Source organism: Rhizobium sp. 10N414, from assembly GCF_056394785.1.
Window position 1 is genome coordinate 367,851 of record NZ_JBFTIN010000001.1, and the last position, 24,911, is coordinate 392,761.

At 61.8% G+C, this 24,911-nt stretch carries 27 protein-coding genes; 18 read left to right on the plus strand and 9 right to left on the minus strand.

Going from position 1 to position 24,911, the window contains the following annotated elements; translation table 11 throughout:
- Positions 1 to 86: 86 nt before the first annotated feature.
- From AC1DE4_RS01840 to AC1DE4_RS01865, 6 genes are all read left to right on the plus strand, one after another.
- Positions 87 to 1,376: an RsmB/NOP family class I SAM-dependent RNA methyltransferase gene (locus tag AC1DE4_RS01840; RefSeq protein ID WP_477879631.1), complete on the plus strand. Its 1,290-nt coding sequence runs from the start codon at positions 87 to 89 to the stop codon at positions 1,374 to 1,376.
- Between the two features lie 340 nt (positions 1,377 to 1,716).
- Positions 1,717 to 2,997, plus strand: a complete 1,281-nt coding sequence (locus tag AC1DE4_RS01845) for an imelysin family protein (protein ID WP_477879633.1) — start codon at positions 1,717 to 1,719, stop codon at positions 2,995 to 2,997.
- Between the two features lie 47 nt (positions 2,998 to 3,044).
- A complete protein-coding gene (locus tag AC1DE4_RS01850) occupies positions 3,045 to 4,583 on the plus strand; it encodes a di-heme oxidoreductase family protein (protein ID WP_477879635.1) in 1,539 nt (512 codons plus the stop codon).
- Positions 4,583 to 5,680: an imelysin family protein gene (locus tag AC1DE4_RS01855; RefSeq protein WP_477879637.1), complete on the plus strand. Its 1,098-nt coding sequence runs from the start codon at positions 4,583 to 4,585 to the stop codon at positions 5,678 to 5,680. Before AC1DE4_RS01850 ends, AC1DE4_RS01855 begins: the two co-directional genes overlap by 1 nt.
- A 4-nt stretch (positions 5,681 to 5,684) precedes the next feature.
- Complete coding sequence (locus AC1DE4_RS01860; protein WP_062371423.1) at positions 5,685 to 6,773, plus strand: DUF1513 domain-containing protein; 1,089 nt, start codon at positions 5,685 to 5,687, stop codon at positions 6,771 to 6,773.
- A 61-nt stretch (positions 6,774 to 6,834) separates the two neighbouring features.
- The gene (locus AC1DE4_RS01865) at positions 6,835 to 7,287 is read left to right on the plus strand and encodes a TspO/MBR family protein (protein WP_018855196.1); all 453 of its coding nucleotides are present in this window, start codon (positions 6,835 to 6,837) and stop codon (positions 7,285 to 7,287) included.
- Here the strand turns inward: AC1DE4_RS01865 and AC1DE4_RS01870 are convergent.
- Together AC1DE4_RS01870 and AC1DE4_RS01875 are read right to left on the minus strand one after the other, a co-directional pair.
- Positions 7,284 to 7,859: a dienelactone hydrolase family protein gene (locus AC1DE4_RS01870; protein WP_062371425.1), complete on the minus strand. Its 576-nt coding sequence runs from the start codon at positions 7,857 to 7,859 to the stop codon at positions 7,284 to 7,286. The two genes, AC1DE4_RS01865 and AC1DE4_RS01870, sit on opposite strands and share 4 nt — an antisense overlap.
- Positions 7,860 to 7,903: 44 nt before the next feature.
- The gene (locus AC1DE4_RS01875; protein WP_477879639.1) at positions 7,904 to 8,980 is read right to left on the minus strand and encodes a glycoside hydrolase family 25 protein; all 1,077 of its coding nucleotides are present in this window, start codon (positions 8,978 to 8,980) and stop codon (positions 7,904 to 7,906) included.
- 241 nt (positions 8,981 to 9,221) lie between these two features.
- On the opposite strand from AC1DE4_RS01875, the gene AC1DE4_RS01880 reads away from it, so the two are divergent.
- The 3 genes from AC1DE4_RS01880 to guaA all read left to right on the plus strand — a co-directional run bounded on the left by AC1DE4_RS01880 (position 9,222) and on the right by guaA (position 11,962).
- Positions 9,222 to 9,671 carry a PaaI family thioesterase gene (locus AC1DE4_RS01880; protein ID WP_025658634.1) on the plus strand — a complete coding sequence of 150 codons (450 nt, stop codon included), beginning with the start codon at positions 9,222 to 9,224 and terminating at the stop codon, positions 9,669 to 9,671.
- Positions 9,668 to 10,306: a 5'-methylthioadenosine/S-adenosylhomocysteine nucleosidase gene (locus tag AC1DE4_RS01885; RefSeq protein WP_477879641.1), complete on the plus strand. Its 639-nt coding sequence runs from the start codon at positions 9,668 to 9,670 to the stop codon at positions 10,304 to 10,306. Before AC1DE4_RS01880 ends, AC1DE4_RS01885 begins: the two co-directional genes overlap by 4 nt.
- 93 nt (positions 10,307 to 10,399) lie before the next feature.
- On the plus strand, positions 10,400 to 11,962 hold the full coding sequence (gene guaA / locus AC1DE4_RS01890) for a glutamine-hydrolyzing GMP synthase (RefSeq protein ID WP_018855201.1): 1,563 nt from the start codon (positions 10,400 to 10,402) through the stop codon (positions 11,960 to 11,962).
- Between the two features lie 32 nt (positions 11,963 to 11,994).
- Here guaA and AC1DE4_RS01895 read toward each other — a convergent pair whose 3' ends face one another.
- On the minus strand, positions 11,995 to 12,558 hold the full coding sequence (locus AC1DE4_RS01895) for a methylated-DNA--[protein]-cysteine S-methyltransferase (protein WP_018855202.1): 564 nt from the start codon (positions 12,556 to 12,558) through the stop codon (positions 11,995 to 11,997).
- A gap of 260 nt (positions 12,559 to 12,818) precedes the next feature.
- Between AC1DE4_RS01895 and AC1DE4_RS01900 the strand changes: the two genes are divergently transcribed.
- The 4 genes from AC1DE4_RS01900 (at position 12,819) to ybaK (ending at position 15,253) form a co-directional block, all read left to right on the plus strand.
- Entirely contained in the window at positions 12,819 to 13,304 is a 486-nt protein-coding gene (locus AC1DE4_RS01900; protein WP_477879643.1) for a 2'-5' RNA ligase family protein, read from the plus strand.
- Between the two features lie 65 nt (positions 13,305 to 13,369).
- Complete coding sequence (locus AC1DE4_RS01905; RefSeq protein ID WP_018855204.1) at positions 13,370 to 14,425, plus strand: M14 family zinc carboxypeptidase; 1,056 nt, start codon at positions 13,370 to 13,372, stop codon at positions 14,423 to 14,425.
- Complete coding sequence (locus AC1DE4_RS01910) at positions 14,426 to 14,776, plus strand: ArsC family reductase (protein WP_018855205.1); 351 nt, start codon at positions 14,426 to 14,428, stop codon at positions 14,774 to 14,776.
- Positions 14,777 to 14,779: 3 nt separating this feature from the next.
- On the plus strand, positions 14,780 to 15,253 hold the full coding sequence (ybaK, locus tag AC1DE4_RS01915) for a Cys-tRNA(Pro) deacylase (RefSeq protein ID WP_018855206.1): 474 nt from the start codon (positions 14,780 to 14,782) through the stop codon (positions 15,251 to 15,253).
- A 2-nt stretch (positions 15,254 to 15,255) separates the two neighbouring features.
- On the opposite strand, the gene AC1DE4_RS01920 is transcribed toward ybaK, so the two are convergent.
- Positions 15,256 to 15,705: a MarR family winged helix-turn-helix transcriptional regulator gene (locus tag AC1DE4_RS01920; protein WP_477879645.1), complete on the minus strand. Its 450-nt coding sequence runs from the start codon at positions 15,703 to 15,705 to the stop codon at positions 15,256 to 15,258.
- 77 nt (positions 15,706 to 15,782) lie between these two features.
- Between AC1DE4_RS01920 and AC1DE4_RS01925 the strand changes: the two genes are divergently transcribed.
- Together AC1DE4_RS01925 and AC1DE4_RS01930 are read left to right on the plus strand one after the other, a co-directional pair.
- Positions 15,783 to 16,499, plus strand: a complete 717-nt coding sequence (locus tag AC1DE4_RS01925) for a glutathione S-transferase family protein (protein ID WP_477879647.1) — start codon at positions 15,783 to 15,785, stop codon at positions 16,497 to 16,499.
- 119 nt (positions 16,500 to 16,618) lie between these two features.
- Positions 16,619 to 17,872 carry an aminopeptidase gene (locus AC1DE4_RS01930; RefSeq protein WP_018855209.1) on the plus strand — a complete coding sequence of 418 codons (1,254 nt, stop codon included), beginning with the start codon at positions 16,619 to 16,621 and terminating at the stop codon, positions 17,870 to 17,872.
- Here AC1DE4_RS01930 and AC1DE4_RS01935 read toward each other — a convergent pair.
- Positions 17,820 to 18,728: an EamA family transporter gene (locus tag AC1DE4_RS01935; protein ID WP_477879649.1), complete on the minus strand. Its 909-nt coding sequence runs from the start codon at positions 18,726 to 18,728 to the stop codon at positions 17,820 to 17,822. The two genes, AC1DE4_RS01930 and AC1DE4_RS01935, sit on opposite strands and share 53 nt — an antisense overlap.
- A 100-nt stretch (positions 18,729 to 18,828) precedes the next feature.
- Here AC1DE4_RS01935 and AC1DE4_RS01940 point away from each other — a divergent pair, with 100 nt between their 5' ends.
- Entirely contained in the window at positions 18,829 to 19,311 is a 483-nt protein-coding gene (locus tag AC1DE4_RS01940; protein ID WP_025658625.1) for a MarR family winged helix-turn-helix transcriptional regulator, read from the plus strand.
- A 66-nt stretch (positions 19,312 to 19,377) separates the two neighbouring features.
- Here AC1DE4_RS01940 and AC1DE4_RS01945 read toward each other — a convergent pair whose 3' ends face one another.
- The 3 genes from AC1DE4_RS01945 to xseA form a co-directional block, all read right to left on the minus strand.
- On the minus strand, positions 19,378 to 19,740 hold the full coding sequence (locus tag AC1DE4_RS01945) for an endonuclease/exonuclease/phosphatase family protein (protein WP_477879826.1): 363 nt from the start codon (positions 19,738 to 19,740) through the stop codon (positions 19,378 to 19,380).
- A complete protein-coding gene (locus AC1DE4_RS01950) occupies positions 19,695 to 20,486 on the minus strand; it encodes a hypothetical protein (RefSeq protein WP_245271630.1) in 792 nt (263 codons plus the stop codon). The genes AC1DE4_RS01945 and AC1DE4_RS01950 overlap by 46 nt, the downstream gene beginning before the upstream one ends.
- Positions 20,487 to 20,573: 87 nt before the next feature.
- Positions 20,574 to 22,163 (minus strand): exodeoxyribonuclease VII large subunit, encoded by a 1,590-nt coding sequence (gene xseA, locus AC1DE4_RS01955; protein WP_025658624.1) that lies wholly within the window; start codon positions 22,161 to 22,163, stop codon positions 20,574 to 20,576.
- A gap of 216 nt (positions 22,164 to 22,379) precedes the next feature.
- Between xseA and AC1DE4_RS01960 the strand changes: the two genes are divergently transcribed.
- A complete protein-coding gene (locus AC1DE4_RS01960) occupies positions 22,380 to 22,643 on the plus strand; it encodes a spike base protein, RCAP_Rcc01079 family (protein ID WP_084659645.1) in 264 nt (87 codons plus the stop codon).
- Between the two features lie 125 nt (positions 22,644 to 22,768).
- Positions 22,769 to 23,005, plus strand: a complete 237-nt coding sequence (locus AC1DE4_RS01965; protein WP_018855216.1) for a hypothetical protein — start codon at positions 22,769 to 22,771, stop codon at positions 23,003 to 23,005.
- A gap of 3 nt (positions 23,006 to 23,008) precedes the next feature.
- Here AC1DE4_RS01965 and AC1DE4_RS01970 read toward each other — a convergent pair whose 3' ends face one another.
- Complete coding sequence (locus AC1DE4_RS01970) at positions 23,009 to 24,850, minus strand: hypothetical protein (protein WP_025658622.1); 1,842 nt, start codon at positions 24,848 to 24,850, stop codon at positions 23,009 to 23,011.
- Positions 24,851 to 24,911 lie beyond the last annotated feature (61 nt).

A 24,911-nucleotide genomic window follows, 5' to 3' on the forward strand; every position in this document is an offset into this window, starting at 1 on the left:
TTGTGTACTATCCGCTGCGTCTGTCGCGCTTCCTGCGGATTGTTCACAAGCCCGGTATTTTGATCCAGGCGATAGGAGCTGTTTGAATGCGGTTGGGCGGTCGGCTCGAAGGGGCGATTTCGGTTCTTGCAGATATCGATGCCCGCAGACGGCCTGTCGCCGATGCATTGAAGGACTGGGGTCTTGCCCATCGGTTTGCCGGATCGGGCGATCGCGCCGCGATCGGCAATATCGTCTACGATGCCCTTCGCATGCGCCTCTCCCACGGCTGGCTGATGGACGATGACAGCGCATCCGCTATCGCCCACGCCGTGATGTTCCGGCAATGGGGTTTCACGCCAGAAAGCCTCGCCGCGGAACTCGCAGACGACAAGTTCGCACCAAGCCCGCTTTCGCAAGCTCAGCTTTCCGCTTTCAACAGCCGCCAGCTGGCCGACGCGCCCGCTCACATCCAGGGCGATATTCCCGAATGGGTCCAGCCCTCGTTTGAAAGCGCCTTTAACGATCACTGGATCGTCGAGGCGCAGGCCCTCGCCGGGCGTCCCACCCTCGATCTGCGCGCCAACATCCTGAAGGCGACCCGCGACAAGACAGTCAAGGCGCTCGAAAGAGCCGGCGCACAAGAGGCGGCGATCGCGCGTTACGGCATCCGGATTCCCGCCGGCGAAGGCGCCTCAAGGCTGCCAAACGTGACCGCCGAGCTTTCGTTCCAGAAAGGCTGGTTCGAAGTGCAGGACGAGGGGTCGCAGATCGTTGCCGATCTCGTGCTCCCAAAAGACGGAGAACAGGTTCTCGACTACTGTGCCGGTGGTGGCGGCAAGACGCTCGCCATGTCGGCGGCGATGCACAACAAGGGCCAGGTTCACGCCTATGATGCCGACCGCAAGCGGCTCGCGCCGATCATCGAACGGCTGAAGCGTGCCGGAACGCGCAATGTCCAGGTGCACGATGACGCCAAGGCTCTGAAGAGCCTGAGCGATCGCTGCGACAAGGTGCTCGTCGATGCGCCATGCACGGGAACCGGGACCTGGCGGCGGCGGCCCGACACCAAGTGGCGCCTGACCGCGAAGAACCTCGACGAGCGTACGACCCAGCAGCAGGACGCGCTCAAGCAGGCGAGCGCCTTTGTCCGTCCGGGCGGAGAACTGATCTACGTGACCTGCTCGGTGCTGCCGCAGGAAAACGAGGCGCAGGTCCGGCGTTTCACCGCAGAAAACGGCGACTACGAGATTGTCAGCGCCCTGCCTGCGTGGGATGGACTGTTCGGAAAGGACAGCCCACGTCCTCGTTCGTCCGACGGCAAGACCATCACGCTGACACCCGCCTCCACCGATACGGACGGTTTCTTCTTCTGCCGCATGCAGAGGAAAGGCTGAGCCCTCGCTCAGCCGGCAGACTTCTGACAAAGCCGTCAACTCAATTGATTTTCTGGGGGCGAGATACCCATCGCCGTCATACCGGCCTCGAGCCGGTATCCAGCGCGATCAAGTCCTTGATCGCGAAAAACTCTTCAGCCCCGCAGACGCGCGGCGGGCTGGATTCCGGCTCAAGGCCGGAATGACGGAGAAGCAGGGGGTGTCAAAACAACAAGAGGTTCGTCAGACCGCGCGAATACACTTAAAATCATTCCAAACTAGAGTGTTTGACACCAGTTTGCTTTTGGGCGAAGAGATTTTTCGTCGGACCTCAGACGGAAAGTCCGCACAGGAGAGGATCATGAAACTCAACAAGAATTTCCGCGCAGCCGTGGCGCTGGCGCTGGCCCCAGCCGCTCTGCTGGCCATTCCCGCTTACGCGGCCCCGGATGCTGCTGCAGTTGTAAAACACTACGCCGACGTTGCGCATGCCAAATACGAAGACTCGCTGACGACGGCCAAGGCCCTCGACGCGGCAATCGACGCCCTGCTCAAGGACCCGACCGACAAGACATTGAAGGCTGCCCGCGCCGCGTGGATCAAGGCACGCATCCCTTACCAGCAGACGGAAGTCTATCGCTTCGGCAACCCGATCGTTGACGACTGGGAAGGCAAGGTCAACGCCTGGCCCCTCGACGAAGGCCTGATCGATTACGTCGATGCGTCCTACGGCACCGAGAGCGACGAGAACGCGCTCTACGTCGCCAATGTCATCGCCAACAAGACGATCAAGATCGACGGCAAGGATGTCGACGCGTCCAAGCTGACTCCTGAATTCCTGTCCGGCACGCTGGCCGAAGCCGGCGGCGTCGAAGCCAACGTCGCAACGGGCTATCATGCCATCGAATTCCTGCTCTGGGGCCAGGACCTGAACGGCACCGGTCCCGGAGCTGGCAACCGCCCTGCCACGGACTACGACCTGAAGAATTGCACGCACGGCAATTGCGATCGCCGTGCCGAATATCTGAAGTCCGCCTCGACGCTGCTGGTCTCCGACCTTCAGGAAATGACCAACAACTGGGCTCCGGAGGGCAAAGCCACCAAGCATGTCGAAGCCGATCCGAAAGCCGGTCTCGTTGCCATTCTGACCGGCATGGGCTCCCTCTCCTACGGTGAACTGGCCGGCGAGCGCATGAAGCTCGGCCTGCTGCTGCACGATCCGGAAGAAGAGCATGATTGCTTCTCGGACAACACCTTCAATTCGCACCTCAACGACGCGATCGGCATCGCCGCTGCCTACACGGGCGACTACACCCGCGTCGACGGCACGAAGATGAAGGGACCGTCGCTGCACGATCTCGTCGCAGACAAGGACGAGAAGCTCGACAAGGAAATGCAGGCCAAACTCGACGCAACGCTCAAGGCAATGAATGTCATGGCGAAGCGTGGTCTGAACGTCGAGAAGTACGACCAGATGATCGGCGAAGGCAACAAGAAGGGCAACGCCGTCGTTCAGGTCGCCATCGACGGTCTCGTCGACCAGACCAAGACGGTGCAGCGCGTTATTGCCGCACTCGATCTCGGCACGGTGAAGCTTGAAGGTTCCGACAGCTTGGATAATCCTGGCGCGGTCTTCCAATAAGTGAAAAGGCGGGCCGCTTCGTTCGACGCAGCGGCCCGAACTCTCGAATGCCTCCCAGACCGGCTCGTCGTCTTCTCAGTTGCGCAGCATTTTGCGCCGCGATTGCCGGATTCTCCGTTGCGCTGGCATCCGGGTTCGATCTTCCGACGAAACGACGCGACCTTTCCGACGCGGATATGAAGCGCGTCGCCGATGTCACGCGGCCGACCACGGATTTTTCCAAGGCCGAGCAATACGAAGCGATGCAGGCCGGCGGCGCCACCTCCATCGATCCGGTCACGCAGGATTCCTTTTCGCATATCTCGGCGACAATCCCCTTTGAAGAAGAACAGCCGTTCCGGCTCGGAAATGCCCTTTTCAAGAAGCTCTGGGTCTCCGCCCCTTCCTCGACGCAGGCCTCAGATGGTCTGGGGCCGCTCTTCAATGCCCGCTCCTGCCTGAGTTGCCACTTGAACGACGGCCGCGGCAAGCCGCCGGAAGGTGGCGTCAGTGCCACCTCGATGTTCCTGCGCCTGTCGCGCCCGGCGACAACGCCTGATGAGCAGCGGGCGATTGCCAGCGCCGAAGTCGTCAATTTCCCGGACCCAATCTACGGCCAGCAGTTGCAGGATCTTGCGATTCCAGGGCTTCCCTCAGAGGGCAAGATGGCTATCCGCTACACCGAGGAGCCCGTGACGCTCGGCGACGGCGAGACCATCTCGCTCCGCCGTCCGACATACGAAGTGACCGACCTCGGCTATGGGCCACTCGACCCAACAACGAGGATCTCGCCGCGCGTTGCGCCGGCGATGATCGGGCTCGGGCTGATCGAGGCCATCCCTGAAGCGGACATCCTTGCCCACGCCGATCCGGACGATGCGGACGGCGACGGCATCCACGGCAAGGCGGCCATCGTACGCGACCATCGCACCGGCAAAGTTGCGCTCGGGCGCTTCGGTTGGAAGGCACAGAATGCGAGCCTGCGCGACCAGAGCGCGGATGCCTTCTCCAATGACATTGGCATTTCGACGCCGGACCGACCCGACCCGCATGGCGATTGCACAGAAGCCGAAGCCAAGTGCGGGAAGATGCCGACCGGCGTGCAGAAGCGGCTTGGCAAGGAGGAGGCCCCCGGCCCGATCCTCGACCTCGTCACCTTCTATTCGGCCAACCTTGCCGTTCCTGCCCGCCGCAAGACGAGCTTCCCCGCGACCCTTCAGGGCAAGAAAATCTTCTACCAAAGCGGCTGCATTTCCTGCCACGTGCCGAAGTTCGTCACGCGGCGCGACAGCGCCGACAAGGCTCAAGCCTTCCAGCTGATCTGGCCCTATTCCGACTTCCTGCTGCACGACATGGGCGAGGGTCTCGCGGACGGACAACAAGTCGGGAGCGCGAACGGACGTGAATGGCGCACGCCGCCGCTATGGGGTATAGGTCTGACCCAGACTGTCAGCGGGCACAGCTTTTTCCTCCACGACGGCCGCGCCAGAAATCTCACCGAAGCGATTCTCTGGCATGGCGGCGAGGCTGAAAAGGCGCGTGACGCTTTCGCATCCCTGCCCGGGGATGACCGGCAGGCACTGATTACATTCCTGGAGTCCCTTTGATGCGCCTTTGGCAACCTCTTGTCCTCTCCCTTTTTTTTGCTACTTCTGCCTTCGCCCAGACTCCTCCCGCACCGCAAGCCGGTCTGAACGAGGAGGCGGTCTCCGGAGTCATGCAGCGGGCGGTCGATGAGGTGATCCGACCAGGCTATCGCAATGCCCAGCAATCGGCAGCACGCCTGACAACGGCGATGAAGGACCTCTGCGAGGACGCGACGCAGCAGAAGCTGGACAAGGCGCGGTCAGCACTCGACGACATGATCCGCTATTGGTCGGTCATTGAAATCGTTCAGACTGGACCAGTGATACAGGACAATCTCTTCGAGCACATCCTGTTCTACCCCGATCGCAAGGGCGTCGCCCTGAAGCAGGTTCAGGCTCTGATCGCCAGAGCCGATCCCAAGGATACGACTGTCGATGCAATCGCCGGCAAGAGCGTCGCGCTGCAGGGGCTGACTGCGCTCGAATACGTGCTCCACGGCACCGGTTCGGAAGACCTGACGACGCAGAAGAACAGCTTCCGATGCCTCTACGGCGCTGCGATTGCCGGTAACATCCAGCGTGAGGCGGGCGAGGTCGTCGCGGCCTGGGAAAAGCCCGACGGCGTGCAGGGAAGCTGGAAGCATCCCGGCCCGCAAAGCGAAGACTTCATGGACAACAAGGAGGCCATAACCGCTCTGCTCGGCATCCTCGTTCATGGCGCGGAGACCGTTCGCGATCAGCGGCTCGAGCAGTTCTACAAGGGCAAGGACGCCACGCCTCGTCCACGCATGGCGATCTACTGGCGCTCCGGGAACACCTGGAAGTCGATGACGGCCAACGTCGAGGGACTTCGCACACTCTGGCAAAAAGCCGGAATGGCCGAGCTCTTGCCAGCCGACAAGAAGCCGATCGCCGACACGATCGATGCCAATTTGAAGTCGCTGCTTGAGGCGTTGCAGAAGCTCAACCCCGATATCGAAGTTGCAACAAGCGACGCCGAGAGGGCAAAGCTTGATGCTCTTCTGGTCAGCACGCGTGAGCTGATCACCAAGATCAGCGATGACTATGGCGCGGCAATCGGCCTTTCAGCGGGCTTCTCCTTCTCGGACGGCGACTGAACCCATGTGGAATAGCTCCGCGATCGATCGGCGCAGTTTCGTCAAGGCGGCCGGGCTGACTTTCCTGGCTGCCCTACAGCCGCGAGCGCTCATGGCACTTGAGCGCGCGGATGCGATCTATGCGTCAGGGATGCGGACCGCGAACGGATCCTACGCCGTTGCGACGGTCACGGAGCGCGGCGAGATCGTCGATCAAATCGCCCTTCCGGCACGCGCCCATGGCATGGCCTTCAGCAACGCGACGGGAAAAACCGTCGCCTTTGCGCGCCGCCCCGGCACCTATGCGATGATCTTCGATCCCCGCGGCAAAAACGAGCCGATCACCATTGCAGCAGCCGAGGGGCGCCACTTCTATGGCCATGGCGCCTTCTCGCCGGACGGCCGGATTCTCTATGCCAGCGAGAACGCCTTCGACGCCAACCGCGGCATGATCGGCCTCTACGATGCGACCGGGCGTTTTGAGCGCATAGGAGAGTTCGAGACCTACGGTGTCGGTCCGCATGACATGACCGTGTCCGACGACGGGCGCATGCTGATCGTTGCCAATGGCGGCATTGAAACGCATCCGGATTTCGGCCGCGCCAAGCTCAACCTCTCCAATATGCAGCCTTCGCTGACGCTGATCGATGCGGCAACCGGAGACCTGATCGAAAAGCACTCCCTCCCATCGCAGTGGGTGCAGCTCTCCACCCGACACGTCGATGTCGACGCGAGGGGCCGCATCTGGTTTGCCTGCCAGTATGAAGGGCACCGCAACGACCTGCCGCCGCTCGTCGGCTCCTTTGCCAAAGGCGAAGACCTGCGCTTCGTCGATCTGCCGGAGGAGACGACACGCCGGCTTGCCAACTATGTCGGCGCGATCGCAATCAATCGCGGTGAAGGGCTCGTCGGCGTCACGTCTCCCAAGGGCGGCGCGTCCGTGACGATCGATGCGAAGAGCGGACGCGTGCTTCGTGAAGAGATTGTGCCGGATGCGGCAGGGATTGCCGCAGCCAAGGCCGGCTTTGCCGTGTCATCCTATGAAGGCGGATTTTTGTCGACGCAGAGCGACGTTACCTGGGACCAGCATATCGTGCGCATTGCGGCCGTCTGAATTGTGCGCAAAAGATCGCTAGCGATCTGGCTGGAGAGTCCAGCCGCCCTATTTCCGGCGAATGAGCAAAGCCCTGACCTACGTCGTCTTCGTCGCCATCGCGCTCGGCGGGGGGCTCGCCATCGGCGTCAACAATCTGCCGGAGGAATGGTATCAATCTCTCGCCAAGCCGCCGTTCAATCCACCTGATTGGATATTCGGGCCTGTCTGGCTCACCCTCTATGTTTTGATTGGTATTGCCGGGGCACGGACGTGGTTGCGCGGGCATTTGTCTGTCGGCATGCTTATCTGGGCCTGGCAGATGGTGCTGAACTTTCTATGGTCGCCGTTCTTCTTCGGCCTGCGAATGCTGTCGGCCTCGCTCGTCGTCATTGTGCTGTTGCTCGGACTGATCCTCGCCTTTGCCGCAAACCGCTGGAATTCGGATCGGACCGCCGCCCTGCTCTTCGTGCCCTACGCAGCCTGGGTTGGCTTCGCGACCTTGCTCAACGCCGCGATCGTCTATTTGAACTAGCGATCAGCGAGAAAATCGAGCACGCGCCGTTCGAGAACGGCTGCCGCCGCTGGATCGAAGGCGGCGAGCGACCGATCGGAAAAAAGATGCGCGTCCCCCGGATAGAGGAAAAGCCTGACATCCGCCGACTCGGCAACCAACGCCTTCGCCGCCTCGATATCACCGTCTCCAACGAAGAACGGGTCGGCGTCCATGGCATGGATCTCAGCCCGCAAGCCTTTCGGCCAGGCCGAGCCGAATTCCGAACGCGGCAAGCAGGCGTGAAGGAAGATCGCACCCCGCGCACCGGCACGCGTCTGAGCCAGATATTGTGCCGGGAGCACTCCCAGGGAAAACCCGACATAGACGAGATCGGCTGCAAGGCCATCCACGGCGCGGGCTCCACGCTGGATGATCTCGCCGAAGCCGGTCTCCTGGGCGTGCTGCACGCCCTGCTCCAGCGTGTCGAACGTCCGGCCGGCAACCAGGTCAGGCGTATGTACGACGTGCCCGGCGGCCCGCAGATCGCCAGCAAAAGCGATGACGCCTCGCGTCAATCCAAGCGCGTGGTGAAACAGCACAACCTCTGCCATGGCGAACCTCCCGGTTGTTTCGCGCGGGCGAGACGAGCAGCACCTCAGTCCGATCTGGCGACCCAGTCGTGCCAGTCGGCTTCGCTGCCGTGGAACACATTCAGGTCAATGCGGCCATCAACGCCGTGCGAGATGCCGGAGCCCGAATACTGCCAGAATACCCACCGGCGTCCGGGATAAACCTTCGACGGGTGGGCTGCAACCGAACGCAGCCAGAAGGGATAGTTCAGGAAGGCGCCCTTGAGGTTGTCGCGATAGAAGTCCGGCGCGGTGTAGATGATCGGCCGCTGGCCATAGTGCTGCTCGAGCTTGTCCATGAAGACCTGCATCTTCTCGCGAACCTTCTCGGGCGAGACCCGCCGCTTGCAGCTCGACTCGCCGTTCCATTCGACGTCGATGACCGGTGGCAGAGCCCCGGCTTCGCGGGGAACGTTGCGGATGAACCAGTCCGCCTGTTCGCCCGCGGTGCGGCACCAATAGAAGAAGTGATAGGCGCCCCGCCTCATCCCAGCTTGCTTGGCGTCGCGCCAGTTCTTCCGGAACATCGGATCGAGATGGTCACCGCCGTCGGTCGCCTTGATGTAGACGAAATTCGCACCCTGCGTTCTCAGCTTGTCCCAGTCGATGTCGCCCTGCCAGCGCGAAACGTCGACGCCATGGACGGCAAGCTTTCTGGGCGAGGAAGAGCCGAAATTGATCGGTTTGACGTCGCGGAAACGATGACTGTAGATCCGCGAACGTGTGCGCGCCGTCTCGTCAATTTCGGGCGCTGCGGGCGTCAGGACGGCTGGCACTGCCGTTGCCATCGGCCTTTCCGACGGCACGGGAGCGGTGGCCACTCCGGCCTGTTGTGTGAAGGCTTGCGGCTGAGGCACCGGGCCGGCCCAGGCCAATTCCTCCTGTTGCGGCGCGGCTGGCGTTGGCGCCTCGGCGACATCAGCTGAGGGAACAGGGCTCGCCGGCATGACGCTGGCCGGCACGGGCGCGATTGGGCGTGCGACCGAGCTGGTCGTCTCCCGCGACGGGATTCCCGCGACGAGGCTGTCCGGTCCCAAACTGGACGTGCAGCCCGACAAGGCGAGACAAGCAAGGAAGAAAGCTGGCGCAGCCAATAGACGCATAAGAACCCGCACGCAAAACAATTGTCGACGACAGATTCGCTGCCGCCAGGGACCCATCGAGAAGCAATGGCTAACGGAGATTTACCAAAAAAGACTGAATCCAATCTTTACGCCCGGCACTTGCATGCGCGTCAGACAAGCGACCGCATGGCACGGGAGCACTCTGCCAACAGATTTCCGGGAAGCGCTTGTCTGATGCGGCGCAGCATGCCACTTTCGCGATCGCAAGAAAGGCGCGATGATGACCGACAACGACAGCGGCGATTTCCACGAGCGAATCCGCCAGAACTTTACCCGCCAGGCGGCGTTGCATACGCTCGGCGCCGAACTGACCCGCGTCGGGCGGGGGTTGGTGGAGATCGAACTGCCTTTCGACGTCAAGCTCACCCAGCAGCACGGAATTCTGCATGCCGGCGTGATCTCCGCTGCCCTCGATTCCGCTTGCGGCTTGGCGGCCTACAGCGTCATCGACGCCGAGGCATCCGTTCTGACGATCGAATTCAAGGTCAACCTGCTGTCGCCAGGCCGTGGCGATCGCTTCCTCTTCAGGGGCGAAATCACCAAGCCGGGATCGAACATCATCGTTGCGGACGGGCGCGGCTATGCGATCGGCGACGGACCGGCAAAGCTGATCGCTTCCATGACAAGCACCATGATGATCATCCGTGGCAGAGAGGGCATTTCGGGATGAAGTTTGAGCTGAAATCGGTCGCCGGCAAATCCATTCTCTTCGTGATGGCGGCGGAGGCCGAGTACGGTCCGTTCCTACGCTCCCGCTTCGAGCCGCTGATGACGGGGGTCGGTCCCGTCGAGGCGGCAATCGTCCTCACCCGGGCGCTGGCGCAATTAGCGCAGGCCGATGAGTTGCCCGACCTCGTCGTTTCGCTCGGCTCGGCGGGCTCGGCAAAGCTCGAGCAGACCGAGGTCTATCAGGCCACCTCCGTATCCTATCGCGACATGGATGCATCGCCACTCGGTTTCGAGAAGGGGCGCACGCCGTTCCTCGATCTCCCTGCCACCATCGACCTGCCGCTTAGAATCCCAGGCATTCCGGAGGCAAGCCTGTCGACCGGCGGCAACGTCGTGTCCGGGCAGGCCTATGATGGTATCGCCGCCGATATGGTCGACATGGAGACCTTCGCAATCCTGCGCACCTGCCAGGCTTACGAACTGCCGCTGATCGGCCTGCGCGGGATTTCCGACGGTGTCGAAGAGTTGCAGCACATTTCCGGCTGGACAGAATACCTGCATGTCATCGACCGCAAGCTTTCCTATGCCGTCGACAGCCTGTTTACGGCTCTGGAAGACGGCGTATTCTGGTTCTAACCCCTGCGGGATAGGGACAATCAGCACAATAAAATCCTCGGCCGGGGGATTTCGCGCATTGCAAGACCGGGTGCTTTTCATTAAAGGCTCGCCATGACCCAGACAGCACATCCAGACAGCGTCCTCATCGTCGATTTCGGCAGCCAGGTAACCCAGCTGATCGCACGCCGCGTGCGCGAAACGGGTGTCTACTGCGAGATCGTTCCCTTCCAGTCCGCCGAAGAAGGCTTCAAGCGCCTGCAGCCGAAAGCCGTGATCCTGTCCGGCAGCCCGGCCTCGACGGTTGATGAAGGCTCGCCCCGCGCGCCCCAGATCATCTTCGACAGCGGCCTGCCCGTTTTCGGCATCTGCTACGGCCAGCAGACGATGTGCATGCAGCTCGGCGGCAAGGTCGAGAGCGGTCATCACCGCGAATTCGGTCGCGCCTTCCTCGAAGTCGACGAAGACAACCAACTGTTCGAAGGCCTCTGGTCGAAGGGCTCCCGCCATCAGGTCTGGATGAGCCATGGCGACCGCGTGACGGCGCTGCCTGAAGGCTTCAAGGTCGTCGCGACTTCGCCGAACGCGCCTTACGCCTTCATCGCCGACGAGAAGCGCAAATATTATGGCGTGCAGTTCCACCCGGAAGTCGTGCACACGCCCGATGGCGCCAAGCTGATCGGCAACTTCATTCACAACATCGCCGGCATCAAAGGTGACTGGTCGATGTCGGCCTATCGCCAGAAGGCGGTCGAAGCGATCCGCGAGCAGGTCGGCGACAAGCGCGTCCTCTGCGCCCTTTCGGGCGGCGTCGACAGCTCGGTCGCAGCACTACTGATCCACGAAGCGATCGGCGACAAGCTCACGTGCGTGCTCGTCGACCACGGACTGATGCGCAAGGACGAGGCGGCCAACGTCGTCGCCATGTTCCGCGAACACTACAATCTGCACCTCATCCACGTCGACGCATCCGACAAGTTCATCGGCGAGCTCGAGGGTGTTTCCGATCCAGAGACCAAGCGCAAGATCATCGGTCGCCTGTTCATCGAGACCTTCGAGGAAGAGGCCAAGAAGCTCGGCGGCGCCGACTTCCTCGGCCAGGGTACGCTCTATCCTGATGTGATCGAAAGCGTTTCCTTCACCGGCGGACCGTCGGTGACGATCAAGTCGCACCACAATGTCGGCGGCCTTCCCGAGCGCATGAACATGCAGCTCGTCGAGCCGCTGCGCGAACTCTTCAAGGACGAAGTGCGCGTGCTTGGCAAGGAGCTCGGCCTGCCCGACTCGTTCATCGGCCGCCACCCCTTCCCGGGTCCGGGTCTCGCGATCCGCTGCCCGGGTGGCATCACCCGCGAAAAGCTGGAGATTCTCCGCGAAGCCGACGCCATCTATCTCGACGAGATCCGCAAGGCCGGCCTCTACGACGCCATCTGGCAGGCCTTCGCCGTGCTGCTGCCTGTCCAGACCGTCGGCGTCATGGGCGACGGCCGCACTTACGAGTTCGTCTGCGCGCTCCGCGCCGTGACGTCCGTCGACGGCATGACTGCGGATTTCTATCACTACGACATGGAATTCCTCGGGCGCGCCGCAACCCGCATCATCAACGAGGTGCGCGGCATCAATCGTGTCGTGTATGATGTGACCTCGAAACCGCCCGGCACCATCGAGTGGGAATGATTTGAGAGTCGCCTCAATCGAGGCGACATCCATCAGAAATCAAGTGACTGCTGCACCGGCTTTGGCGGCGCCAGGCTAACGCCTTCGAGCTCCAACATCCTCTGCTTGGACGTTGAGCCGCCGGGCGCGGAGAAGCCTCCGATCTTGTTTCCGGCCGCTAGCACGCGATGGCAGGGGATGATCAAGGCGACCGGATTTTTCGCCATCGCCTGGCCGACGTCGCGGGCGGCCTCCGGCCCTACGCCGAGTTGTTTCGCGAGCGCACCGTAGGTGGTCGTGTGGCCCCAGCCGATCTGGCGGGCAGCATCGTAAACCTGCCTGAAGAAGGCATCCTGACCAGCGAGATCGACCTTCACGGTTGAGAAGTCCGTCGGCTCTCCGCTGAAATAGCGCTTCACTGCGGCAACAGCTTCGGCAACGGCAGCCGTCGGCTTCGCCGGCTCGGCGCCGGGAATGCGGCGAAGGAGCAATCGCTCGGTTGCCTCGGCACTCGACGTCGGCAGCTGAAACCGCGTAATGCCGACATCATTCCAGGCGATGCCGCAGAAGCCACCGCTCGTCTCGAAAATCAGATAGTGATGCATTGCCTGTTGCATGGGTCATTGCCTCCCTGCTGCTCTTCTCCGAAGATCGTGCCGTCGCGGCCCGAATTCAACCCGTTTCTTGCGTCGCACGAGCTTGCTCCGGTCGATCGCTCGCCCGTATGTTCTTTTTTTGTTCTTGCCATTTCAAGATCAAATGTTAGCAGGCATCTTTCGATTTCGCTTCGCATAAGACGCGCCAACAACCATCGCGCTTCGCCAGAGAGAGTCTTTTCTTTGCGATATTGCCGGATCCGCAATCGCTCGACGAATGCGTGTCGATCCAGCAGTGGCTACAGCGGGAACACCTTCCCCTCGCATCGCCGCGTCCGCCGGCGGCCGTGCATGTCTCGCTCTATTGTGTCGGCAAGAGCGCCCGCATTCCCGAAGGGGTCATCGCGGCGGCACGCCAGGCAGGAACGGCGATCGAGGCGTGTCAGTTCGAGCTCGTCTTCGACCATATCATCACCTTCCTGCTGCCGCAGGACAACGCGATCGTACTCGAAGGCAATGGCGGACGGGAACTGTGGCAACTGCATGTGCAGATCGCGATCGAGGTGCACCGGTTGGGCGCAGACGCCAATCTGAACCCGAACTTTCAACCTCACACCACGCTCCTCTGCGACAAGGACGTGGTGCCGCGGATCGCCCTGCGGAGGCCGGTCGTGATGGCTGCGCGCGAATTCGTTCTGCTGCACAATCGCCGGGGTCAAGCAGGCTACGAAGAGCTCGGGCGCTCGCCGCTTCATGCGCGCGGATAACACCTTGCCTCCAGCTATCGAACTCGCTTAAAGCTCCTGCGACAAGGCATCAAGCGGAGAACGACATGAACACGTCCGAGATCATTATTGCCGGTGACACGGCGGGTATCGAGTGGCGTTTGCCGGTTCTTCATTTCAATGGCAGCGATCCCAAGGCACCGAAGGTCTACATTCAGGCGGCTCTCCACGCCAACGAGCTGCCGGGCACGGCGTTGGTTCACTTCCTGTGTGAAAGACTGCGCCAGTCGGAAAACGCCGGTCAGATCAAGAGCGACTTCATCGTCGTCCCGCATGCCAATCCGATCGGGGCGGCCCAGTCGCATTTCGGCGAACTTCAGGGCCGCTTCGATCTTGGATCGCGCACCAATTTCAACAGGGAGTTTCCGCTGATCTCGGTGAAAGATCGCGACGGGTTGCTTGAGGACCTCGAGCGCCGTTCGGCCGTCGAGAAACTGAAGCGCCAGCTGCTGCATATGGCGCTCGGCTGCGATCTGGTGATCGATCTGCATTGCGATGATGAATCCCTGCAATATGCCTATATCGACGAGGCATTCTGGCCGGAGGCGGCCGATCTGGCCTCTGCGATGGAGATGGAAGCCGTTCTTCTCTCCGATGGCGAGAGTTCCGCCTTCGAGGAGGCCGTCGGTTTTGCCTGGAAATACGAGACCCTAGAGAAACAATCGCGCCTGCCCGGCAAGCTGTCTGTCACCGTCGAGCTTCGCGGCCGGCGTGACGTCTATCCCGAGATGGCGAAGAAGGATGCCGAGGGATTGTGGAAATTCCTGGCAAGCCGCGGCGCAATCGATGCCCCGGTCTCGCTGCCCGCTTTCGATGGCCCCGCTGTCCCGCTCGACAATATCGAGGTGGTCCGCGCGCCGGAGGCCGGCACGGTTCTCTTCCAACGCAACATCGGCGAATGGGTTGGCGAAGGCGATGTGCTTGCCACGTTGATCACCCGCCCCGGCATGGCTGACGGCAGCATCGAGATTTGTGCACCACAGGCCGGCCTGATCGTGACGCGCAGCTCCGAACGGCTGGTTCGCCGGCGCGCCGACCTGATGAAGATTGCTTGCAAGACCGCCAGCAAGGCAACACGCAAGCCTGGAACGCTGGAGGACTAAGTGACCGTCACCATCTACGGCATCAAGAACTGCGACACCATGAAGAAGGCCCGAACCTGGCTGGAAGAGCATGACGTCGCCTACCAGTTCCATGACTACAAGGCTGTCGGGATCGATCGCGCGCATCTGCAGGCCTGGACGAAGGAAGCCGGGTGGGAAACGGTGCTCAACCGAACAGGCACGACATTTCGGAAGCTGCCCGAGGCCGAGCGCGAAAATCTCGACGAGGGCAAGGCGATCTCGCTGATGCTGGAGCAGCCATCGATGATCAAGCGGCCGGTTGTCGAGGCAGACGGCAAGTTGCTCATCGGCTTCAAGCCCGAGATCTACGGCAGCTTCTTCAAGGCCTGATCGATGTCGAAAACCACACGCGCCACGCAGGTTCTGAGCCAAGCCGGAATTGCCTTCACGGTCCATACCTACGACTATGATCCGAATGCGGAGCGCGTTGGCCTGCAGGCGGCAGAAGCGCTTGGCGAGGAGCCGCATCGCGTGTTGAAGACGCTGATGGCGGAGGTCGACGGCAAAGCGGTCTGCGTCGTCGTGCCGTCGGATCGTGAAGTCAGCATGAAGAAGCTCGCAAGCGCCTTCGGCGGAAAGTCCGCCAACATGATGAAGCCCGCCGATGCCGAGCGCCTGACTGGCTACCACGTCGGCGGCATCAGCCCGTTCGGCCAGAAGAAGCTCGTCCCGACAGCAATCGAGGAAACAGCGCTGACGGAGGCGCAGGTCTACATCAACGGCGGGCAACGCGGCCTGCAGGTTCGGCTGGACCCGAAGGACGCGTTGAAGACGCTGAAGGCTGCCGCCGCGCCCCTCATTGCCTGATCTCAGCTGAAGCGTGACAGCAGCGAGGTCAGCGTCGCGACATCAACCTCGCTCAGCTTGGCGCCGAAGTTCTCCTCGATGGCTCTGGCATAGACCTTCCACATGCGCTTCTGCAGCGCGCGTCCCTCCTCGGTAACGACCACCCACTGCCCGCGCCCGTCCTGATCGAAGCTCTGGCGCTGCACCAGCCCTGCCTTCTCGAGGCGGTCGATCAGTCGCGAAAGATTGTATTGGGCTAGCAACGTTCGTTCTTCGATCTCGAATGGCCGCAACTTGCCCTGCGGCGACCGCACCAGTTCCCAGAGCACGTCGTACCAGGCGAGCGCTGGGAGCCCGGCCTGCTTGAGATCCGCTTCGATCTGAGCGTGCAGTCGCTGCTGCGCGCGCATCAGCCCGATCCAGGCATCGATCACCGCATCGGAGGGCGTGGCTCTATTCGTCTTTTTACTCATACATGCATTTACATCTATCTTGAATCCTGGCGCAACAGCTATTACATGCAATTGCATCTACAATGGAGATTGCCACGATGGATCATTTGCCACCTCAAGTATCCGGTTCCGCTCTGCTGCTCGTCAGCCACCACCTTTGCCCCTACGTACAGCGCGCCGCGATCGCGCTTGCGGAAAAAGGAGTGCCGTTCGAGCGCGTGAATATCGACCTCGCGGACAAACCGCGCTGGTTCCTGGAGGTCTCGCCGCTCGGCAAGGTGCCTCTGCTTTGCATTCGCCACAGCGACGGCAGTCAGGACGTGCTCTTTGAAAGCAGCGTAATCTGTGAATACCTGGAGGAGACGCAGGACGGCCGCCGCCTTCATCCATCCGACCCGCTGACACGCGCCCGCCACCGCGGCTGGATGGAGTTCGGCTCTTCGATCCTCTCCGATCTCTGGGTCTACGAAACGACGCAGGATCGCGCGCAGCTGGAGGCGAAGCGGCAGGTGCTCGCATCAAAGTTCGGCACCATCGAGGCGGAACTGAAGGATGGCCCCTACTTTGCGGGCGTGGACTTCAGCCTGGTCGATGCCGTGTTTGCGCCGATCTTTCGCTACTTCGACGTCTTCGACGCCATCGGCGGCAGCGGCATTTTTGCCGGCCTGCCCCGCGTCCAGGCCTGGCGGACAGCGCTGTCCGAGAGACCGAGCGTGAAGGCCGCCGTCGGACCTGACTATGCCGACCGGTTGATGGCCTTCCTGAAGCGCAACGACGCGGTGCTGTTGCAGCAGCCATCCGTTTCGGCGGCCTAATCCCGCGCGTGGGCCGATGGCGGCAAAGAGCTGCCATCGGTCGACAAGCGAGCTTCAATTTCGCCGTAAAGGGGTCTAAGTCTACCGGCCAATCCGTTTTGTTCGAGGAGTGACCGATCATGAATTTCATGCCGCAAAGCCAGACCTCCGTGGATCCCGTAAAGCTTGAGAAACTGGCGGAGGTGGCCGTCAAGGTCGGGCTGCAGCTGCAGACGGGCCAGGATCTCGTGATCACGGCCCCGGTCGTCGCCCTGCCCCTCGTGCGCCTGATTACCCAGCATGCCTATATGGCAGGTGCCGGGCTGGTGACAGCGTTCTATTCGGACGAGGATTCGACGCTGGCGCGCTACCGATATGGCAGTGATCAGAGCTTCGATCGCGCCTCCGACTGGCTCTACGACGGCATGGCCAAGGCCTATGCCAAAGGCACTGCACGCCTTGCGGTTTCTGGCGACAATCCGATGCTGCTTTCGGAACAGGATCCGGCAAAGGTCGGCCGTGCCAACCGGGCGAACTCGGCGGCCTACAAGCCGGCGCTGGAAAAGATCTCGAATTTCGACATCAATTGGAACATCGTCTCCTACCCCAACCCGTCCTGGGCAGCGCTCGTCTTCCCTGACGATCCGGAAGCAATCGCCGTTGCCAAGCTCGCCAAGGCGATCTTCGCGGCGTCGCGCGTCGATGTCGAAGACCCGATTGCGGCCTGGGCCGAGCACAATGCCAATCTCGCCAAACGCTCGCACTGGCTGAATGGCGAGCGCTTCGCCTCGCTGCACTTCAGGGGACCTGGCACCGATCTGACGGTCGGTCTTGCCGACGGTCACGAGTGGCACGGCGGCTCGTCGACGGCCAAGAACGGCATTACCTGCAATCCGAACATTCCGACCGAGGAAGTCTTCACGACCCCGCATGCGTTGCGCGTCGAAGGCCATGTTTCGAGCACCAAGCCGCTGTCCCATCAGGGCACGCTGATCGACAACATCCGGGTTCGCTTCGAAGGCGGCCGGATCGTCGAAGCGAAGGCTTCGCGTGGCGAGGAAGTGCTGAACAAGGTGCTGGATACCGATGAGGGCGCGCGCCGCTTGGGCGAAGTGGCGCTGGTGCCGCATTCCTCGCCGATCTCGGCCAGCGGCATTCTCTTCTACAACACGCTGTTCGACGAGAACGCCTCGTGCCACATCGCGCTCGGCCAGTGCTATTCGAAGTGCTTCGTCAACGGCGCAAGCCTGACGCAGGAGCAGATCAAGGCGCAAGGCGGCAACTCGAGCCTGATCCACATCGACTGGATGATCGGCTCCGGCCAGGTCGATATCGACGGCATCAAGCCGGACGGCTCGCGGGTTCCGGTGATGCGTCAGGGCGAGTGGGCCTGACCGACATCGTGCGCTGACTGAGCCAGACGCTCGCGAGCACCATCGCGAAGCCAAAGATCTGCGCGGGCGTCAGGCTTTGCCCGAGAGCCAGCCAACCGATAAAGGTGGCGGTGACCGGGCTCAGGAAGCCCAACGAGGCCGCAGCTGACGGTTCGATACGCGCGAGCCCCCGGAACCACAGCAAATAGGTGAACGCTGCGCCGATCAGGCCAAGATAGGCGATGCCCAGCACATTGGCCGCGGTCGGCACCGGCAGTGTGGGTTCGACGAAGAAGGCGACGGGCGCGAGCAGGATGCCGCCGGCCGTGAGTTGCCATGCGGTAAAGGCCAGATTCGAAACCGGCGGAACCCAACGTCGCGTCAGCACCGTGCCGAATGCCATCGAAACCGCCCCCGCAATGCCGGCGGCAACGCCGATCGGATCGAGCGCCGCATTGGGTGTGAGCACGAGAAGTGCCACACCTGTCATCCCGACCACGCCGACCCCAACGGCAACGGCGTGGATCGGCCGGCCGAGGAAGATGCGCGACAGCAGGATGACGATGAGCGGCTGAATGGCTCCGACGGTCGCGGCAACACCGCCCGGCAGACGATAGGCCGACACGAACAGCATTGCCCAGAAGAACGAGAAATTCAGGCCGCCGAGCACGAAGGCGCGAAGCCACCAGATTCCCTGCGGCAGCTGCCGGACGATCGCAAGCAGCAGAAGCCCGGCCGGCAGAGCCCGCAGGAAGGCGACCGTCAGCGGATATCCGTGCGGAAGAAAGGATGTCGTGACGAAATAGGTGCTGCCCCAGATCGTCGGAGCCAACGCCGTGATCAGCACCTCGGAAAGCGGCGCTTGAGTTTTCTTCATCTCAAGAATCTCTACATCAAAATAAATACAATGTAGCGTCATTTATCTTGACGTCAAGATACGCGATGATAACAGTCTTCGCAGAAGAACGGGCTGACCGATGGATCGCGTCGACAAGATACTTGCGCAATGGAAAAACGAGCGCCCCGACCTCGATACCGAGGCGATGGGCATCATGGGGCGACTGAAGCGGCTGACGACGCACCTCGCCCGCGAGGTCGACCAGGTGTTGCAGCAGCAGGGGCTCTCCTCCTCGTCCTTCGATGTGCTGGCAACCCTCAGGCGTTCAGGCGCGCCATATCGGCTCTCCCCCGGCGATTTGCTCTCCATGACGATGGTCAGTTCCGGCACCATGACCAACCGGATCGACCAGTTGGAGAAAGTGGGCCTGGTCGAGCGCGTTCTCAATCCGGATGATCGGCGAAGTGTTCTCATCGCCCTGACCGAAGCCGGATTTGCCGCCGTGGAAAGTGCCGTCGGCCTCCACATCGCCAATCAGCAACGCTTGACGCAGGGTTTCAGCGCGGAGGAGAAGGCCCAGCTCGACGCCCTGCTGCGCAAGTTTCTGGCGACATTCGAGTAGCCGGGCCAGCGGCCCTCCTCGTGTGTGCCGTGGCATCGACGGACGGCAGCCTCCCTGTCTTTGGCCTCAGATGTGCAGGTCAACCCAGATGGCGGCATGATCCGACGCCGCGTGTTTCGGCTCGGTGAGTTCCGGATAGGTCTCCCAGCGTTTCGGCCGGCTTCCGGGCCAGGCGCCCTTGCGGAAGACACCGCCTCGCTCGACCTTGTCAAAAAGCTTCGGCGACAGGAACAGGTAGTCGATCTTGTTTCCGGCGTTGCCAAGACCGAAGGTCCCAGGAAAGCCGCCGTCATCGAACGCGGGATGCGTAAAGGCATCCTTCAACGTGCTCTCCTTCAACGGCGCCAGCGGGGCGCTATCCGGCGTGTCGTTGAGGTCGCCGATCAGTGCGATGTGGTCGAATCCTTCCGCGAGACGCTTCTCGTAGATCTCGCGCGCCCGCTGCGCTTGCGCGTGCCGGCGAGCATCGGAGGACTGAGCGCTGCCGAAACCCTTGCTCTTGAAATGATTGACCATGACAAGCAGCGTCGTTCCCCGGGCGTCGTCACGTAATATTCGGGGCAATCGCGCGAGAAGATCGGGTTGCTTGCCGCGTCCCTGTCATCGACGTGGCTGCGCATGATGTCGAGCGCTAAACCCTTTCGGGTCATCAGCCCGACATCGATGCCCCGCTCGTCATTTCCGTCGATCACCATGACCTGCGTGAAGGGGTTGCCGCCAACGGCCGGCAGCACCTGGGTGTTGAAAGCGGTGAGCACAGGCCGGCTCTCGACTTCAACGATGCCAAGAATATCGGCCTCGAGATCACTCATGACGCGCGCCGTGTTCTGCATGGCGATCTCGTTGATCGGCTCGTCACGCAATTCCAGCGATCCGACCCAGTCGATGCGACCGTTGGCGGAGATGACCACGCCGCCGGCTCTCGGCCGTTTCAGAAGACTGCCCCTGTTGCGCCGAAGAATGACGAAGGGACCCGTATCACTCTCCTCCATGCCGAGCTCGATGATCAGCGTGGCCATGCGCGCCTTGTCGGCTTCGCTGTAGGTCACCTGCCCCAGCAATTTCTCCAGTTCGGCAAAGCGGTCGAGAACAACCCGGCCGTCGGCCCAGGTTTCCAGGTTCATCGCCTTTGCGCGGTCGAACAGGTTTTCGACATTGAAGGATGCAAGTCTCATGTCACGCCCTCCCGTTTATCGGGGATAATGACACGTATATGTTGCATTTCAATGATGTCATCCCAGGATTTGGTCGTCAGCACCTATCTAGAAGAGAGTGCCTTGCTTTGGCGGCGCCTGCTCATCCTGTGGTTTTGGTGCTCGTTTCTTCGGCGTGGATGAAGACGGGAGCCCCTCGGTGGTCACCGCGCCGACGCGACCATCCGCGAATTGGATTGAGATACCCGAGCCTGCGGACAACATTGCAGCCTGTGACACCGGCCTATTCTCATCGTCCCGGATAACTGCAAAGCCGCGCTTCAAGACATTCTCGTAGGACAACGACTGCAGCACGCGATACTGCGCCGCGACCTCGCCGCGTGCCCGCGTCAGCTGATGCGCCACCGCTGTGTCGGCGTGACGCGATAGATTGGCGAGACGGTCGCGCAGCCGCGATGTCTGCGTCTTCAGACGAGCCGGCAATGTCGCAAAAATAGCATCCGCACGACTGACTGGTGCTCTGGAACGCTCGATAAAACGCTCGATCGTGCGCTCCGCACGCGTGATCCGTTCGTTGAGATACTGGCGGCGCTCGGTGATGCGGTTCGAGAGGACATCGGGCCGCAAATGCGCCGCCGTTCGCTCGAAGCTGCGGCGCTTGTTGATCGTGTTGAGTTCGAGGCCGCGGCCGAGACCGGCGGCAGCCTCGTCGAACCGGCGACGCGGCAGCGCCAAGAGCTGATCCAGCGACGGCAGCGCGCGGACCAGCGCCCGGACGGACTGGCGATGGTGATCCATGCGGCGGCTCATGCAACCCTGTAGGCGGGCGCCAAGAGCGGCCGTCTGCGCCTCCAGTTCGGCCTTCACGGGAACGGCCATTTCAGCCGCACCGGTCGGGGTCGGTGCACGCACATCGGCAGCGTAGTCGATCAGCGTCCAATCCGTTTCGTGGCCGACCGCAGAGATCAGCGGAATCTGGCTTTCGGCCGTCGCGCGAACGACGATTTCGTCATTGAAGCTCCAGAGATCCTCGAGGCTGCCGCCGCCACGCGCGACGATCAGGACATCAGGGCGGGGCATGTCCCCACGCGTCTCGAAGCTATTGAAGCCTCGGATGGCATTGGCGACTTCCTCGCCCGAGCCTTCGCCCTGCACCTTTACCGGCCAGACAATGACATGAACCGGGAAGCGATCGGAGATGCGGTGGAGAATGTCGCGAATGACGGCGCCTGTGGGCGACGTCACGACACCGATCACCTTTGGCATGAAGGGAAGCCGCCGCTTGCGGGACGGGTCGAACAGGCCCTCGGCGCCAAGCCGGCGCTTGCGCTCTTCGATCAGCGCCATCAGCGCGCCGGCGCCGGCCGGCTCCAGCGTCTCGATGACGATCTGATATTTCGATGAACCCGGGAAGGTCGTGATCTTACCGGTGGCGATTACCTCCATCCCTTCCTCGGGACGGAATTTCAGCCTTGAGAAGTTGCCCTTCCAGACGACGGCATCGATACGGGCACGGTCATCCTTCAAGGAAAAATAGGCGTGACCGGAAGAGTGCGGACCCCGGTATCCGGAAATTTCGCCGCGCACGCGCACCTGGTCGAAGGCTGTCTCGACCGTGCGCTTGATCGAGCCGGACAGCTCCGAAACCGAGTACTCGGTAAGATTGCTCGGCGAATCATTCTCGAAGACGTTGCTCATGATCCTGTTCTAGCCGATGAGGCGGCAAAGAGCAGCCTCCGAAGGGGGGTGATTTTATGCGCTCTTCCGTAACCAAAGCCGGCGGCACCCTTATTTTCGTTCAGCATCAACAGCTTAGATCGGTCGAACCGGAAGGCAGGCGAATCGATCACCTCTCCGTTTTCCCCGGCAATCCTTGCGGAGCGAAGATCGGGCAACCGACAAGAGGAGTTTTCCATTTTCGACCGTTTCGCCTCCCATGTCCCTTCGCTCACCGGTCCCGCGAGCGCCGGTTTCGCCATCATCCCCAATGACAGTCTTGACCTCGTTGAGATCACGAGGGCAGTCTATGTCGGCATCGGTGGAGACCTTGTCGTGACCATGGCGACTGGGCAGGCGCTCACCTTTGCTTCGGTTCCAGACGGCTCGGTCCTGCCACTTCGAATCTCTCGGGTCCACGCCACCGGCACCACGGCAGAGAGCATTCTTGGGCTGACCTAGCTTGCCTTTGTGCTGCAGGCCGCAATCGTGCCGGTTGCAACCACTGGGGAAAAAGGTAATAAGCCGCGAGATTAATTGTTCGGTAAGATGGACACGCCTATGCTGCCGCGACTCAGGAGAGGCTGATGATCGCTCTGACGACCACAACACTTGGTTTCGCTACCGCGCCAATGCGCTCGATCTTTTCGATGGTGTTGGTCGGCTGCCTCATCTGCGTCGCCTATGCTGGTGCGGCCTGGGTCTCATCCACATCCATTCTTGATCTTGCGGCCGCCATCGTCTGCTATGACGCTGGTCTCATGATCTGCCTGCTTGGCCTCTACGCCTTCGATCGCAGCCGGGACCGCCGACGCTTCATCTAGGCCTTACGAGCCGGTGGGCACGTAACGGAAGAGCCGGATGGGCGCGCCCTCGGGCGTCGGTATGGATTGCAGGTAAGCCGGAACGACGCCCTTCGCCAGTTGCGCATAGAGGCCGTCCGGCTTCATTTTCGTAAGCTCCCTGGTCTGCGGATTGTCGGCGCAATAGGCAAGGACCGTAGCCCCGACCCCCTTCAGGAAGGCCTCGGCTTCCTGCGGTTCTGCCAGGCCAATATGTATTTCCGTCAGCATGCCGCCCTGGTTTCGATGATACGGCGCCGCCAGTATGCGATTGCCGGTAAAGCGAAGGATCGACACACCGACGTCCGACGGCGCGACCACCAGGCCGGCCGGCAAATCGGCCAAAGGCGCGATGGACGACTTCGACGAGCATGACGGTTTTGCGGGTGCGGTGTGCAGGATGCTTTCACCATTCCCCATCTGCATGCCGATAAGCCCCCCCGCTAACCCCCACACCGCCGCCACGCTCAAGAGAACCGTGGAAAGGTAGCAAAAGGCGGCCGCGACATCTTCGCTGTCACTGGCCGATAACCGGCGCATGTCGATGATCAGCAATGTCAGCGGCAGGATTGCAAGAAGATTGGAAAACGCGGTGCCGCGCACTTGCACCGCGGCGATTGTCCAACTGACGGCGAGGAGGGTCAGCAGAACAAGATGGACCCGCACGCGATCGCCGTAAGCGAGGCGGAACATGCAGACGGCAAGCGCAAAAGCCCCAGTCGAATAGTAGAAGCCAAGCGTAAAAGGGTCCTGCCAATTTGCGCCAAGGATCGACTGTGCCTCCTGCACGCGGTCCAACCAGAGCTCGACAAGAAGCGGATCGAGGTCGGCCAGCGGACTATGAAGGCACTGCGGAGCGATCGTGACGGCGGAGACGAGCACGACCGCGCCGATCCCGCCGACGGCCGCAAATCGCAGCAGTCGGCTCCGTCCGCTCGCGAACGTGGCGGCAAAGAGCAACAACCCGCCGCCGATGGCCGCAAGACTGTAATAGCCGAGCGACAGGTTATCGCAGGTCACGGCCGAATAAAGCCTTGGCGGAACGGTTCCGACGAAAAGCAGGCTGATGGACAGACCCAGGGCGAGCCCGAAAGCCTTGGCAGCGCGCGCGAACGGCTCGCCTTCCCAAGCCCACGAAACGGCGACGACAACGCATACCACCGCCACGAATGGCGTCGTTTCGGCCCCAATCGCGATCGCCATCGCGGCCGCCAGCCCGGCGACGGCGTAGCTGAGCGGCCGATGGTTTTCGTCGAGCAACATCGCCGTCATGATGGCGACCAGTGCAAACTGGACGTTGTGGTGGTCGATGGCGCCCGGCAGAAAGCGGTTGTTCGGAACCAGGAGCAGAGCGGTGAGCCCCAAGGCGACATGCATGCCGAACGTGCCGCCGATGCGGCGGCCGGCAAGTCCCATGGCCCACAGGCTCGGAACGATCAGCGACAGCGGCCAGACGGCCAGCGCAACCGCCTCTGCCCGCTCTTGCGGGAAAAAGAAGCCGAAAAACCGGATCAGCGTCGCGATCGGAAGGTCGATCAGCCGGGACCAGTGCATCAGCGTACCATCACCGAGTCCCATGCGGTATTGCATGAGGTCGAACCAGCCCTGCCCGTTCAGGAAATCACGCACTTCGACAAGCCGCATGCCGTCATCATTATCGGCGCCGACATAGTCGGTCGCGCTAGGCAGCTTCAGAGCGAGGATCGCGGCAATAAGGACAGCGCTGTAAAAAAGCACCGATGGCCATAACAGGGTCATCATGGCGCGCAGCTTGGCGATCGGCGATGCCGATGTGGAACCAGCGATCATCTGGGCTACATTCGTCATGAAGCGGATCTCACCGTTTGAGTGCCAAGATCCTACCGTTCGCCGGTCAAGAAACCGTAAA